Source organism: Bacillus thermotolerans (genome assembly GCF_000812025.2).
GTDB lineage: Bacteria > Bacillota > Bacilli > Bacillales > Domibacillaceae > Quasibacillus > Quasibacillus thermotolerans.
In genome coordinates, this window is record NZ_JWJE02000076.1 from 1 (window position 1) to 11,791 (window position 11,791).

At 43.0% G+C, this 11,791-nt stretch carries 13 protein-coding genes and 1 pseudogene; 6 read left to right on the forward strand and 8 right to left on the reverse strand.

Annotation, left to right across the window (positions count from 1 at the left end):
• Positions 1 to 85: 85 nt before the first annotated feature.
• A pseudogene (locus tag QY97_RS17960) lies at positions 86 to 1,279 on the reverse strand (Na/Pi cotransporter family protein); the annotation flags it as partial.
• A 227-nt stretch (positions 1,280 to 1,506) separates the two neighbouring features.
• Here QY97_RS17960 and QY97_RS17965 point away from each other — a divergent pair.
• Together QY97_RS17965 and ispG are read left to right on the forward strand one after the other, a co-directional pair.
• Positions 1,507 to 1,830: a hypothetical protein gene (locus QY97_RS17965; RefSeq protein WP_039236298.1), complete on the forward strand. Its 324-nt coding sequence runs from the start codon at positions 1,507 to 1,509 to the stop codon at positions 1,828 to 1,830.
• Between the two features lie 116 nt (positions 1,831 to 1,946).
• Positions 1,947 to 3,044 (forward strand): flavodoxin-dependent (E)-4-hydroxy-3-methylbut-2-enyl-diphosphate synthase, encoded by a 1,098-nt coding sequence (gene ispG / locus QY97_RS17970; protein WP_175286604.1) that lies wholly within the window; start codon positions 1,947 to 1,949, stop codon positions 3,042 to 3,044.
• 36 nt (positions 3,045 to 3,080) lie between these two features.
• On the opposite strand, the gene QY97_RS17975 is transcribed toward ispG, so the two are convergent.
• A complete protein-coding gene (locus QY97_RS17975; protein WP_039236303.1) occupies positions 3,081 to 3,425 on the reverse strand; it encodes a DUF4190 domain-containing protein in 345 nt (114 codons plus the stop codon).
• Positions 3,426 to 3,572: 147 nt separating this feature from the next.
• On the opposite strand from QY97_RS17975, the gene QY97_RS17980 reads away from it, so the two are divergent.
• The gene (locus QY97_RS17980; RefSeq protein ID WP_039236306.1) at positions 3,573 to 4,145 is read left to right on the forward strand and encodes a nucleotidase; all 573 of its coding nucleotides are present in this window, start codon (positions 3,573 to 3,575) and stop codon (positions 4,143 to 4,145) included.
• 54 nt (positions 4,146 to 4,199) lie between these two features.
• Here the strand turns inward: QY97_RS17980 and QY97_RS17985 are convergent, their stop codons facing one another.
• The 4 genes from QY97_RS17985 to QY97_RS18000 form a co-directional block, all read right to left on the reverse strand.
• Positions 4,200 to 4,625 carry a Fur family transcriptional regulator gene (locus tag QY97_RS17985; protein WP_039236308.1) on the reverse strand — a complete coding sequence of 142 codons (426 nt, stop codon included), beginning with the start codon at positions 4,623 to 4,625 and terminating at the stop codon, positions 4,200 to 4,202.
• Positions 4,626 to 4,629: 4 nt separating this feature from the next.
• The gene (locus QY97_RS17990) at positions 4,630 to 5,466 is read right to left on the reverse strand and encodes a metal ABC transporter permease (RefSeq protein ID WP_039236312.1); all 837 of its coding nucleotides are present in this window, start codon (positions 5,464 to 5,466) and stop codon (positions 4,630 to 4,632) included.
• The gene (locus QY97_RS17995; RefSeq protein ID WP_039236314.1) at positions 5,463 to 6,254 is read right to left on the reverse strand and encodes a metal ABC transporter ATP-binding protein; all 792 of its coding nucleotides are present in this window, start codon (positions 6,252 to 6,254) and stop codon (positions 5,463 to 5,465) included. Before QY97_RS17995 ends, QY97_RS17990 begins: the two co-directional genes overlap by 4 nt.
• A 112-nt stretch (positions 6,255 to 6,366) precedes the next feature.
• Positions 6,367 to 7,242: a YitT family protein gene (locus QY97_RS18000; protein WP_039236317.1), complete on the reverse strand. Its 876-nt coding sequence runs from the start codon at positions 7,240 to 7,242 to the stop codon at positions 6,367 to 6,369.
• A 108-nt stretch (positions 7,243 to 7,350) separates the two neighbouring features.
• Here QY97_RS18000 and QY97_RS18005 point away from each other — a divergent pair, with 108 nt between their 5' ends.
• On the forward strand, positions 7,351 to 7,602 hold the full coding sequence (locus QY97_RS18005; RefSeq protein WP_039236319.1) for a DUF2624 family protein: 252 nt from the start codon (positions 7,351 to 7,353) through the stop codon (positions 7,600 to 7,602).
• 58 nt (positions 7,603 to 7,660) lie between these two features.
• Here QY97_RS18005 and QY97_RS18010 read toward each other — a convergent pair whose 3' ends face one another.
• Both QY97_RS18010 and QY97_RS18015 read right to left on the reverse strand, forming a co-directional pair.
• Complete coding sequence (locus QY97_RS18010; protein WP_039236322.1) at positions 7,661 to 8,557, reverse strand: deoxyribonuclease IV; 897 nt, start codon at positions 8,555 to 8,557, stop codon at positions 7,661 to 7,663.
• Between the two features lie 91 nt (positions 8,558 to 8,648).
• Positions 8,649 to 9,971: a DEAD/DEAH box helicase gene (locus QY97_RS18015; protein ID WP_039236327.1), complete on the reverse strand. Its 1,323-nt coding sequence runs from the start codon at positions 9,969 to 9,971 to the stop codon at positions 8,649 to 8,651.
• Between the two features lie 167 nt (positions 9,972 to 10,138).
• Between QY97_RS18015 and vrrA the strand changes: the two genes are divergently transcribed.
• Together vrrA and QY97_RS18025 are read left to right on the forward strand one after the other, a co-directional pair.
• A complete protein-coding gene (gene vrrA, locus QY97_RS19700; protein ID WP_052729017.1) occupies positions 10,139 to 10,600 on the forward strand; it encodes a VrrA/YqfQ family protein in 462 nt (153 codons plus the stop codon).
• A gap of 108 nt (positions 10,601 to 10,708) precedes the next feature.
• Positions 10,709 to 11,665 carry a 4-hydroxy-3-methylbut-2-enyl diphosphate reductase gene (locus QY97_RS18025; protein WP_039236329.1) on the forward strand — a complete coding sequence of 319 codons (957 nt, stop codon included), beginning with the start codon at positions 10,709 to 10,711 and terminating at the stop codon, positions 11,663 to 11,665.
• Positions 11,666 to 11,791: the final 126 nt, after the last annotated feature.

An 11,791-nucleotide genomic window follows, 5' to 3' on the forward strand; every position in this document is an offset into this window, starting at 1 on the left:
TCTTTCCACATACTGAACGCCTCCTAAACCCTATTATACAAGCCTTCTACAAGTTTGGTCAAGAAAGCAACAATCTATACGAAAACAGCCTAATCAAATAATCGGTAATGCTTCTATCCAGATTATTCAGCGCTTCTTCAATTTGCGTGGCCATGTTCGCATGCTGCTGATGCTTTGTTTTTAAATAAGAATGTGTTTCTTCCATTCCTTTAACGGCAAATTCACCCATGCGAATAACTTCTTCCTTCGCTTGCCCAAGGGCGATAGAAGGAGATTGCTCGATAAATACGGGATCAAGGTGCTTCGCTTTGTATTCAATCACGACATCTTCACCTGGGATCAACTTCGTTACAATCATCGCAAGTACTCCGACAAATGGAAGCTGAATCAATGTATTCGTTACGTTAAATGTTCCGTGGGCAAAAGCTATGGTCATTTTCGGCTCCAGGCCTAACACACCTGTTAAGTACATAATGAATTGAGTAAATAACGGTAGAATGATCAAAAAGATTGCGGTACCGATAAGATTAAACAGTACATGAGTAGCTGCTGCACGTCTCGCGGCTACTGAAGCACCGATTGATGCCAAAATCGCTGTAATTGTTGTTCCGATGTTATCGCCGAATAGAACTGGCAGCGCTGCATCTAAATCAAGTAGTCCTTCAGCAAACAGCCCCTGCAGGATCCCGATAGTTGCACTCGAACTTTGTACAATCACTGTAAAGACTGTACCGACTACGACACCTAAGAGCGGACTTGAGCTCATGCTTACTGTTAATTCATGGAACGTTTCCAAAGAGCGAAGCGGCTTCATTCCCTCACTCATTAACTCTAATCCATAGAATAATGCGCCAAATCCGAATAAGATCTTTCCTATGTTAGTTGTCTTTTGTCCTTTAAAGAAAAAGATGAAAACAGAACCGAGTGCTAGGATTGGCAGGGCATACGCTCCTACATCAATACCGATAATGAAGGCAGTAACGGTTGTCCCGATATTGGCACCCATAATAACACCAATTGCCTGTCTAAGTGTCATGAAACCTGCACTAACTAAGCCGACTGTGATAACCGTCGTTGCGGAACTACTTTGAATCAAGATAGTCACGAGAATCCCGGCTAGCACACCCATTAAAGGGTTTGTGGTGAACCGGTCTAAAATCTCACGCAACCGGTTACCTGCAGATTGCTGCAAGCCGTCTCCCATGGACTTAAGTCCATATAAAAATATACCAAGTCCACCTAAAAACATAAACAGCATTTCTTGGACATTGATCTCCATCTTTTCAACTCCCACTCAAGTCATTCGACAAATTTTCCGAACCCTCTACAATTATTAATAAAATCCTCGAAAGAAGTAAATACCTAAACGAAAAATTTACACTGCGTTAACATTTAGCTTCTTATATTACAATTATGTTACAAAACCTATTGTTTTCCTCACTTTTTTCGTCTTCTTCCTTTAGGACAGGCATATACTGTTAAAAACCTCGGAGGCGATGAAATACAATGAAAGGCTTTGTGTGGGTTCTTGCACTCTTGATCATAGCAGCTGGCTTGTGGCATGATTTGACGAACGGATCGCTTCCTCATGCTGCAGGAAATGAGGGTACGAAAATAGAAAACGAATCACCACCTGTCCATTCTCTTCCTTATAAGAAAGTAAAAGTGGGAAAGGGAGACACTGTTCTTTCTATTTTAACCACTCTTCACGATGGTAAACTTCCTGCAGATATCGAAACAGCCATCGCTGATTTCCAGGAACTGAACGACGGTATGGCCCCCGACAGTATACAGGTAGGAACGACCTATCTATTTCCTTTGTATCCATAAAGATAATTGTTGTTTTCACAGTCATTTTCTTGTCAGATTTGCTGGCTTACTGTTACAATTGATTATTGAAGGGTTTCTATTCAGAATGACAAAGGAGCGAATCACCATTGAGTGAAATTATCCATCGTTCAAATACACGCCCCGTAAAAGTCGGAAATTTGACTATTGGGGGCAGCAATGAACTGTTTATCCAAAGTATGACAACAACAAAGACACATGATGTAGAAGCGACTGTTCAACAAATACACCGCCTCGAGGAAGCAGGCTGCCAGATTGTTCGTGTAGCATGCCCAGACGAACGCGCGGCAGACGCTATTGCTGATATTAAAAAGCAGATCAATATCCCCCTTGTAGTGGATATACACTTTGACTATAAGCTTGCCTTGAAAGCCATCGAAGGCGGAGCCGATAAAATCCGTATCAATCCAGGAAACATTGGACGCCGCGAGAAAGTAGAAGCGGTAGTAAATGCAGCCAAAGAAAAAGGCATCCCTATCCGCATCGGAGTCAACGCAGGAAGCCTTGAACGCCGCATTCTCGAGAAATACGGCTACCCTACAGCTGAAGGCATGGTAGAGAGTGCCCTTCACCACATCAAAATTTTAGAAGACCTTGATTTCCATGATATCATCGTCTCTATGAAAGCATCTGACGTAAACTTAGCTATTGAAGCTTATGAAAAGGCAGCACGCGCTTTTGATTACCCACTGCACCTTGGTATTACTGAATCCGGTACACTGTTCGCCGGTACAGTAAAAAGCGCCGCAGGACTTGGCGCAATCTTGAGCAGAGGCATCGGTAACACATTGCGCATTTCTTTAAGTGCTGATCCTGTTGAAGAAGTGAAGGTAGCGAGAGAACTGCTAAAATCCTTCGGTCTCTCTTCAAATGCAGCGACATTAATTTCCTGTCCGACATGTGGCCGAATCGAAATCGACTTAATCAGCATTGCCAATGAGGTAGAAGAATATATTCAATCCATCAAAGCACCGATTAAAGTAGCTGTTCTCGGCTGTGCAGTAAACGGACCTGGAGAAGCGCGTGAAGCTGACATCGGGATCGCAGGCGCCCGCGGAGAAGGGCTTCTGTTCCGTAAAGGCAAGACTGTTCGCAAAGTGCCAGAGGAAACAATGGTAGAAGAACTGAAAAAAGAAATCGACAAGATTGCTGAAGAATACCTTGAACAGCAAGCAAAGGAAGCGCAGAACGTATAAAGCCTGGCATATGCCAGGCTTTATTTTTATTATGCACTAAAAAAAGGGAAGTACAAATAATCCCATCACAATAGAAGCAATCCCGATCCCTATTGCCCAGGATCCTAATCCTTCCGCTCCTCTTCTTCTTGCCAGAAAGCCAACACCAATTCCTACCGCCCCAAGCAGAATTGGCAAAATGAATAACGAAACAATCGAAATAATTAAAGCAGTATATCCGAGACCGCGGCTGCCTTCTTCGCCTTCCCTTCGGCTGTCACGCAGTTCACCTTCATTTAGGGAAAGAGGATCAGCCAGTTCCGCTGCCGTTTCTTCTATATATTGCTCTCTTGTATAGCCGGCTTCTCTTTCCTCCGGCTGATTCGGTTTATCATCTGGCATGGCTATCCCTCACTTTCATCATTTGAGGAGCGTTTATAGTATGCGCGGATTTTTTTTATTCATACGACTGTTAAATTACTGACTAACAAATGAGTGAAAATATGGTACACTTCAGTAGAGAATTTACAATGTAAGGAGCCTGCAAAGATGACCCGTAAGCGTTTTGGCATCGACATCGACGGTACAGTCACATGCCCGACGAGCCTTATCCCTTTTATTAACGAAGATTTTTCATTGAATATTACATTAGACGATATTAGACAATACGATTTGTCTAAAGCCTTAAATATACCGGCTCCTCACTTCAAAGAGTGGTTTGATGAGAAGGAGCCCATCATTTATGCTAATTCCCCGATTGCAGAGGGAGCCAAGGATGTCTTGCTGGAGTGGAAAGAACAATTTCAGCTGTTTTTCATCAGCGCTCGAAAGACCCATTTACTGCAAATTACAGAGGAATGGTTCAATAAACAGGATATCGCCTATGACAAAATTGAGCTAGTCGGTTCCCATGATAAAATCCAAGCAGCCACTGAGCATAACGTTGATATCTTTTTTGAAGATAAACATGATAATGCAGTTGCTATTTGTGAAGAGCTGAGTATTCCTGTCGTACTGTTTAATACACCTTATAACCAGGACCCTGTTCCGGAAGGTGTCGTTCGTGTTGATAACTGGATACAGGCTAAACAATGGGTGCATGACTGGGTTAGCCGCACTTAAAAAGAGCTGTCTAAAGGGTAATGATACCTTTAGACAGCTCTTTTCCTATATTGGTTATGAAACTGTATTCCCGACTGAACAAGACGGGCATGTGCCATACACCTCAAATTTATGACCTGACACATCATAGCCAGGAAGCTGGCTGAGATGATCCATTGGGCAAAGGTGGATTTCTTTTGTTTTGCCGCAGGATAAGCAAATGAAATGATGGTGATGCTCTTTATGTGAGCAAGTAAAACGGTAATGACGTTCTCCCGATAATTCTGTTTCTTCCAGAATACCCATTTCTACAAACAGCGCCAGATTACGGTAAATCGTATCAAAGCTCAGCCCCGGATAGCTGTCCTTCATATGCTCAAGTACCTCTTTAGCTGTTAAATATTTATCTTTCTGAGCAAACAGCTCCAGCATGTCTTCCCTTTTCCCCGTTTGCTTATATCCACGGTTTTTTAGTAGTTCAATGGCTTCTGTTAAATTCATTTTCTCACCCCGCTTTTCTAACTTTCTTTGCTGCAATCACAAGCAACAGAATCAAGATAGAAGAAACGACAATCGTTCCACCTGGCGCTAGATCCAAATAGAAAGCACTGATTAATCCAAGGATTACCGCAATCTCCCCAAGCAGAACTGAAAGCAGAATCGTCATTTTAAACCCTTTCGCTACCCTCATTGCTGCGGCTACCGGCAGTGTCATCAAGGCTGATACAAGCAGGACACCGACAATACGCATGGAAGCGGCAATAACAAGCGCCACAAGGACAATAAAGATAAAGTGAATGGTTTTCACCGGAAGGCCTGAAGCTTTAGCATGCTCTTCATCAAAGGAGAGCAGGAATAATTCTTTATAAAGCAGGAAGACCACGGCTATCACAATGACACTAATAATGCTGATCAGCCACAAATCCGAACGGCTTACAGCACTGACACTCCCAAATAAATAACTAAATAAATCCGTGTTAAATCCATCTGCCAACGAAATGAAAATAACGCCGACACCGATGCCCCCCGACAGAATAATCGGGATAGCAAGCTCCTGATAATGCTTATATACTGTTCGTAAGCGTTCAATAAAGAGCGAACCGGCCACAGAGAACACCATCCCCGAATAAAGGGGATTTAACCAGGATAATGCGGCAAATGTCTGTCCAAAGTATAAGCCGGCTGCAATGCCCGCAAGTGTTACATGGCTCAAGGCGTCTGCAATCAGTGATAGTCTTCTCACAACGATAAACGCTCCAAGCAGCGGAGCGATGACACCGACAATCAGACCGGTTAAAAAAGCATTTTGCAGAAATTCATATTGCATTATTGCCTCACTCATACATCTGCCTCCTGATCCTTATGCTGGTGCTCATGATCGTGATCGAGCAGATGTATACCGTGACCATACAAATTTGATAAGTCGTTTTCATCAAGATCTTTAAACTGCTCAGCACTGCCATGAAAATGCAAGTATTTGTTTAAGCAGGCGACGTGGGTCACTTTGTCTGTCACAATGCCAATATCGTGTGTGACCAATAAAAGGGTAATCCCCATATTTTTATTTAAATGAGCGAGCATTTCATAAAAAGACTGGACGTGCTTATTATCGATCCCTACCGTTGGCTCATCTAGAATAAGAACTTCAGGCTTGGATACGATAGCTCTTGCGATAAATACCCGCTGCTGCTGCCCGCCGGAAAGCTCTCCAATGTTCCGGTCGAAAAAAGCCTCCATACCAACTGCTTGCAGCGCCTCGTATACCCGCTGCTTTTCCTTCTTGCCTGGAAGGCGAAACAAGCCAAGCTTTTTCGTTAAGCCACTGGAAACTACCTCGTATACAGTGGCAGGAAATCCGGTGTTGAATGAATTGGCCTTCTGGGAAACGAAACCGATTCGCTCCCAGTGTTTAAACTGCTTTTGTGGTGTATGAAATAAAAGGACCTCTCCCTCTTTGACTTTCAACAAGCCTAAAATGAGCTTTAGTAAAGTGGATTTTCCTGATCCGTTCGGACCGACTAATCCTAAAAAGGCCCCTTTAGGAATGGATAAATGGATATCTTCCAATACATTTTCCCGGTCATAGCGGTAGGACACATCTTTTATTTCAATGATAGGTGATTCGTTCATTGAAGTGTCTCCTTTATAAGAATGATTACGATTTATGAACCAAAAGAAGTATACACTATCTCATACAAAAAGTAAACCGAAACTGATCCTTACGTCCGTTTCGGTTCATTGTTTAGTGAATAGCCGATTTAAAACGGCCGCCTTTTGTCTCTTGAGTATTCATAATAGTAACAAACGCGTCAAGGTCAATACTGTTAATGATCGCCTTCAGTTTTGTCACCTCGAGCCTTGTAACCACTGCATAAATAACATCCTTTTCTGCATTCGTAAACCCGCCTTTTCCCTGCAGCTTGGTCGTCCCGCGGCCAAGGCGGTGTAAAATGGCATCAGATATTTCCTCATGCTGGTCTGAAATAATAATACAAGCCTTTGTCTCTTCCAAACCTTGAAGTACCGTATCAATTGCCTTAAAGGCAATATAATATGTAATCACGGAATACATAGCATTTTCTGCTCCAAGCACGAAGGCTGCCCAGCTAAAAATGAATACATTAATAAACATAACAAACTCCCCGACAGAAAACGGAAGTTTCTTGGTCATTAAGATTCCCAAAATTTCTGTACCATCAAGCGTGCCCCCATAACGGATGACCAGGCCGACACCCAGGCCAAGAAAAAAACCGCCGAACACTACCGCCAAAATCGGCTGATCTGTAAATGGTTGAAATGAATGAAACAACTGCTCAGCTACAGCGAGACAAACGATACCAAATAAAGAAGACAGCATAAATGTCTTTCCAATCTGCTTATAACCAAAATATACAAATGGGATGTTTAAGAGGATGACAAAGGTTGAGAAATTTAGAAATGAAGAGTGCTGAAAGATGTAATCTAAAATCAACGATATGCCAATAATGCCACCATCTATAATATTGTTCGGCACTAGGAACAATTCAATGGCTGCGGCAGCCATTGAAGCTCCGACGGCAATCATTACTAAACGGAAAAGGATACTTGTGACCGCTTCTTTCTTGTGCTCTTTGGGCATACGCATCACTCCTTTCTATAAAAGATTCTTATTCATGTTTTCTGTTCTGTCATCACTAATTCCTTCTCCTCTCATACATTAAATAGAGAGGAAAAGGAGTGAGGATAAATGAAATTTCTCCAGCATTTCATTAATCAGCGGGTACAAACCATTACAGCGGAAGAATTGTTAAAGTATGCAGATGGGCTAGATATTCCGCTAAGAAGAAGAGAAGCAGAGGAAATTGCATTTCGGCTGCGCCGCAGAAGAGTAGACTTATTCGACGAATATCAAAGAGAAGAGCTATTAAGAGAAGTAGCTGATATTACAGGGGAGCAAACAGCCAGAAAGCTGCAAAAGCTGCTGGCGATGTTCGAGTAAAGCATGCCGGCCGCGATACATCCATCGCGGCCGGCACTTTCAATCTTCTCATTTTATACTATTGATGAACGAGCATTTTCGTGCGGACATTATCATCAAATTGTTTGGCACGAAGCATCTCAATTTCATGCTTATAAGGCGGCTTTTTCGATTTTTTATCTTCACCGACATAAGGTGTTTCTAAAATTTTCGGCACATCCGCAAGCTGCGGATGATGAACGATATAGCTGAGCGCATCGAAGCCAATGTAGCCAAAGCCGATATTTTCATGCCGGTCCTTTCTTGCCCCTTGTTCGTTCTTGCTGTCATTAATATGAAGAACTTGGATCCGGTCAATCCCAACGATTCGATCAAACTCTTCCAGCACGCCGTCAAAATCTTCCTTTACAGCATAGCCGGCATCGTGTGTATGACATGTGTCAAAGCAAACAGACAGCTTATCATTGAAATCCACACCGTCAATAATCATCGCCAGCTCCTCGAAGGAAGCGCCGCATTCTGAGCCTTTGCCTGCCATGGTCTCAAGAGCGATTTGGATATCGGTATCAGACGTTAGCACCTCGTTAAGGCCTTCAACAATTTTTTTGATGCCTGCATCTGTTCCTGCTCCTACATGAGCACCCGGGTGAAGGACAATCTGTTTGGATCCAAGGGCTGTCGCTCTTTCAATCTCCGAGCGTAAAAAGTTTACACCCAGTTCAAATGTCTCCGGCTTGATCGTATTGCCGATATTTATAATATAAGGAGCGTGGACAACGATATCTGCTATGCCATTCTCCTTCATATGCCGCCAGCCTTCTTCAATGTTCAGCTCTTCAATCTTTTTTCTTCTTGTATTTTGAGGAGCACCTGTATAAATCATGAATGTATTCGCTCCGTATGATACAGCTTCCTCACTCGCAGCAAGAAGCATCTTCTTCCCGCTCATGGAAACATGTGAACCGATTCTTAACATATAACCTCTCCTTTACCTGCTTTTATTTTACTAAAAAAACAAGCGTTTTTCAGCAGAAAAGACCTGTTAGCCAGGTCTTTCTTGTGAAGGTTTATTTGCCTTTATTATTGCGTTTAGAGGTCAAACGGCGTTCACGCCTCTTAAAGCTTTTGATCTCCTCTTGCATTTTCTTTTTATAGCCCGGTTTTACTTTCTTCGGCTTGCGGACAGCGGATTTTGCTCTTATATCTATGTCATCCTGTGACTTTTCACGCTTTCTTCTCTGATTCCGGTCATCTAAGTCGACCCATTCCTGTCGGCGCAGGTCCATATGACGGAATTGGATACCTCTTTTTTCTAAGCGAATAAGCGCATCTTCATCAGACGGTGTATAAATAGTCGCACAAACACCTGAATAGCCAGCGCGAGCTGTTCTTCCTGCTCTGTGAATATAGAAGTCCAAGTCCCTCGGCAGCTCATAGTTAATAACGTGACTGATTCCCTCGATATCAATGCCTCTCGCAGCAAGGTCGGTAGCTACAATAAATTGGAACTCCAAATCGCGGATTTGTTTCATCATTTTCTTGCGGTCACGCGGAGATAAATCCCCATGAATTCGTCCGACCTTTAATCCCTTTTCTATAAGAGCATCAGCGACTTCATCCGCCTTTTGCTTGGTATTCGCAAACACAACAGCTAAATAAGGGTTGTACGCCTGCAGCATCTCGGCAAGCAGGTCGATTTTCTCCCGGCTTTTTCTTGGAATAAGTACATGTTCAATATTCTCAGCTGAAATATGCTTAGGCTGCACGTGAATAAATTCAGGGTTTTCCATGTATTTCTTCAAGAATGGCTTCAGCTTTTCCGGAATGGTAGCGGAAAAGACAAAGATATCCAGTTCCTCCGGCATTCTAGATGCCACTTGGTCGACATCGACGATAAATCCCATATCAAGCATTAAATCTGCTTCATCAATCACCAGAATCTCTGCTTTATGAACAAATAATGCCTGTTCTTTTATTAAATCGTTAATCCTGCCTGGTGTTCCCACGACAAGATGAGGCTGATTTCTCAGCTTCTCAATATCACGCTGCTTATCTGTGCCTCCCACATAGCAGCGCGCAGTAATTTCTTCGTCAGAAAGACGGGTAATCTTCAAGATTTCATGGTAAATCTGATTAGCCAGCTCTCTCGTTGGCGCCGTAATAACTGCCTGTACTTCTTTTCTTTCTGGATTGATTCTCTCCAGGATAGGAAGGATATAAGAATGCGTTTTGCCCGTGCCTGTCTGTGATTGCCCGATTGCACTCTCTCCCTTTAAAATGAGCGGAATCATTCTTTTCTGAATTTCTGTTGGTTCATAAAAACCTAATTCCTCGATACCTTTATTAATAAACGGTTGAAAACCATATGCTTCAAATTGATGCTTGGCCAAAGATGACCCTCCTTTTGGTTAAAACAAGCCTTTTTTCCATCTTAACATTATACTACTACAACTGCTCATAAATCAAAGACTGATAAATAATTGGAGCCTTTAAACATTTCTGTTTCTTCATGCATACAATAAATGAGAGAAAAAATGAATGAAAGGAGGCTATCTGCTTGGTTCCTTTTCAACGCGGCTACCGACCACCCCCCTACCGCCAGCCTTTTGCACCAAGGCCGTTCCAATGGTCTTCGCCCCCGGGAGCTCCTCACCGACCGAGACGCGGGCTGTTTAGTTTTATGCGCCCCCGGGTGACCGGCTTCGAGCGCCCGCCTTCAGCTGGGGCTGCCGGTAAGCTGACCGACCCTGCAAATCTCCAGCAGCTGCTCGCTAATACACAGCAAGTTCTAAATACTATTCATCAAATGGGGCCCTTCATTGAACAATATGGACCACTCATCAAAAACCTGCCTTCCATGTGGAAGCTGTACCGGGAGCTTAAATCCCTTCCTGATGAAAAAGACAAAAAAACAGACGAGTCCAAAACAGAGGACCCAAAGAAAGAAGCAAAAGAAAAACCAGACACAGCACATGAGAAGAAAAAGCCTGCCTCCTCAAGGCCAAAGCTTTATATTTAAGTAAATCAGCAGGCTCACTGAAATTGTTTTCTTTTAAAGTCTGCCTTCCTCCTATATAATAAATGCGTACGTAATATTTCTCCGACGATAAATATAGGAGGTTTTTTCATGGAATTAATTAAGATTTCTCCAAGAGGTTATTGTTACGGCGTGGTCGATGCCATGGTGATCGCACGCAATGCCTCTTTAGATAAAAGTCTGCCTCGTCCTATTTATATTCTTGGCATGATTGTTCATAATAAGCACGTGACAGATGCCTTTGAAGAAGAAGGGATCATTACACTGGATGGGAAGAACAGAAAAGAAATTTTAGAGAAGGTTGAGAAAGGCACCGTTATTTTCACGGCCCACGGCGTCTCTCCTGAAGTAAGAGAATTGGCGAAAAAGAAAAACCTGGTTACGATCGATGCTACTTGTCCTGACGTGACAAGCACGCATGACCTAATCCGGGAGAAGGAAAAAGAAGGCTATGACGTTATCTACATTGGCAAAAACGGCCACCCTGAACCTGAAGGAGCTATCGGTGTCGCTCCTCACATCGTTCACTTAGTGGAAAAACCAGAAGATATTGATCAGCTTTCTATCAATAACCGAAAAATTATTGTGACCAACCAAACCACGATGAGCCAATGGGATGTAGCTGATATCATGGATAGAATTAAAGAGAAATTTCCTCACGCTGAAATGCACAAAGAAATTTGCTTAGCTACTCAAGTCCGTCAAGAGGCAGTAGCTGAACAAGCAGGGGAGGCAGATGTGCTGATTGTCGTTGGCGATCCGAAAAGCAATAACTCTAACCGCCTTGCTCAAGTATCCATTGAGATTGCCGGCACACCAGCTTATCGGGTAGCGGACGTTTCAGAAATTGACGTTGAGTGGCTGAAAAACGCCAAGAAAGCAGCAGTAACAGCCGGTGCTTCCACCCCTACCCCAATTGTCAAAGAGGTCATTGCATTCATTCAGCAATTTGACCCAGAAGATGAAAGCACATGGACACGCGATAGAAAGGTTCCATTAAACAAGATTTTACCGAAAGTGAAACGCTCCACATTAACTTCCCGTTAATCAATAACAGGCTGGCCATTGAGGGCCAGCCTGTTTCATTCTGTTGATAAAGTCTTCTGTCAATGGACAAACAGTGAAAAAATATGTAGAATCTCCTCAGAATACGTGAAAGAGGAGGTTTTTTTA

Excerpts from the sequence above, each read along its gene's own strand:
- QY97_RS17965 (WP_039236298.1), top strand. The coding sequence starts at position 1,507 with ATGAAAGGCTTTGTGTGGGTTCTTGCACTCTTGATCATAGCAGCTGGC.
- QY97_RS17975 (WP_039236303.1), bottom strand. The coding sequence starts at position 3,425 with ATGCCAGATGATAAACCGAATCAGCCGGAGGAAAGAGAAGCCGGCTAT.
- QY97_RS17980 (WP_039236306.1), top strand. The coding sequence starts at position 3,573 with ATGACCCGTAAGCGTTTTGGCATCGACATCGACGGTACAGTCACATGC.
- QY97_RS17985 (WP_039236308.1), bottom strand. The coding sequence starts at position 4,625 with ATGAATTTAACAGAAGCCATTGAACTACTAAAAAACCGTGGATATAAG.
- QY97_RS17990 (WP_039236312.1), bottom strand. The coding sequence starts at position 5,466 with ATGAGTGAGGCAATAATGCAATATGAATTTCTGCAAAATGCTTTTTTA.
- QY97_RS17995 (WP_039236314.1), bottom strand. The coding sequence starts at position 6,254 with ATGAACGAATCACCTATCATTGAAATAAAAGATGTGTCCTACCGCTAT.
- QY97_RS18000 (WP_039236317.1), bottom strand. The coding sequence starts at position 7,242 with ATGCCCAAAGAGCACAAGAAAGAAGCGGTCACAAGTATCCTTTTCCGT.
- QY97_RS18005 (WP_039236319.1), top strand. The coding sequence starts at position 7,351 with ATGAAATTTCTCCAGCATTTCATTAATCAGCGGGTACAAACCATTACA.
- QY97_RS18010 (WP_039236322.1), bottom strand. The coding sequence starts at position 8,557 with ATGTTAAGAATCGGTTCACATGTTTCCATGAGCGGGAAGAAGATGCTT.
- QY97_RS18025 (WP_039236329.1), top strand. The coding sequence starts at position 10,709 with ATGGAATTAATTAAGATTTCTCCAAGAGGTTATTGTTACGGCGTGGTC.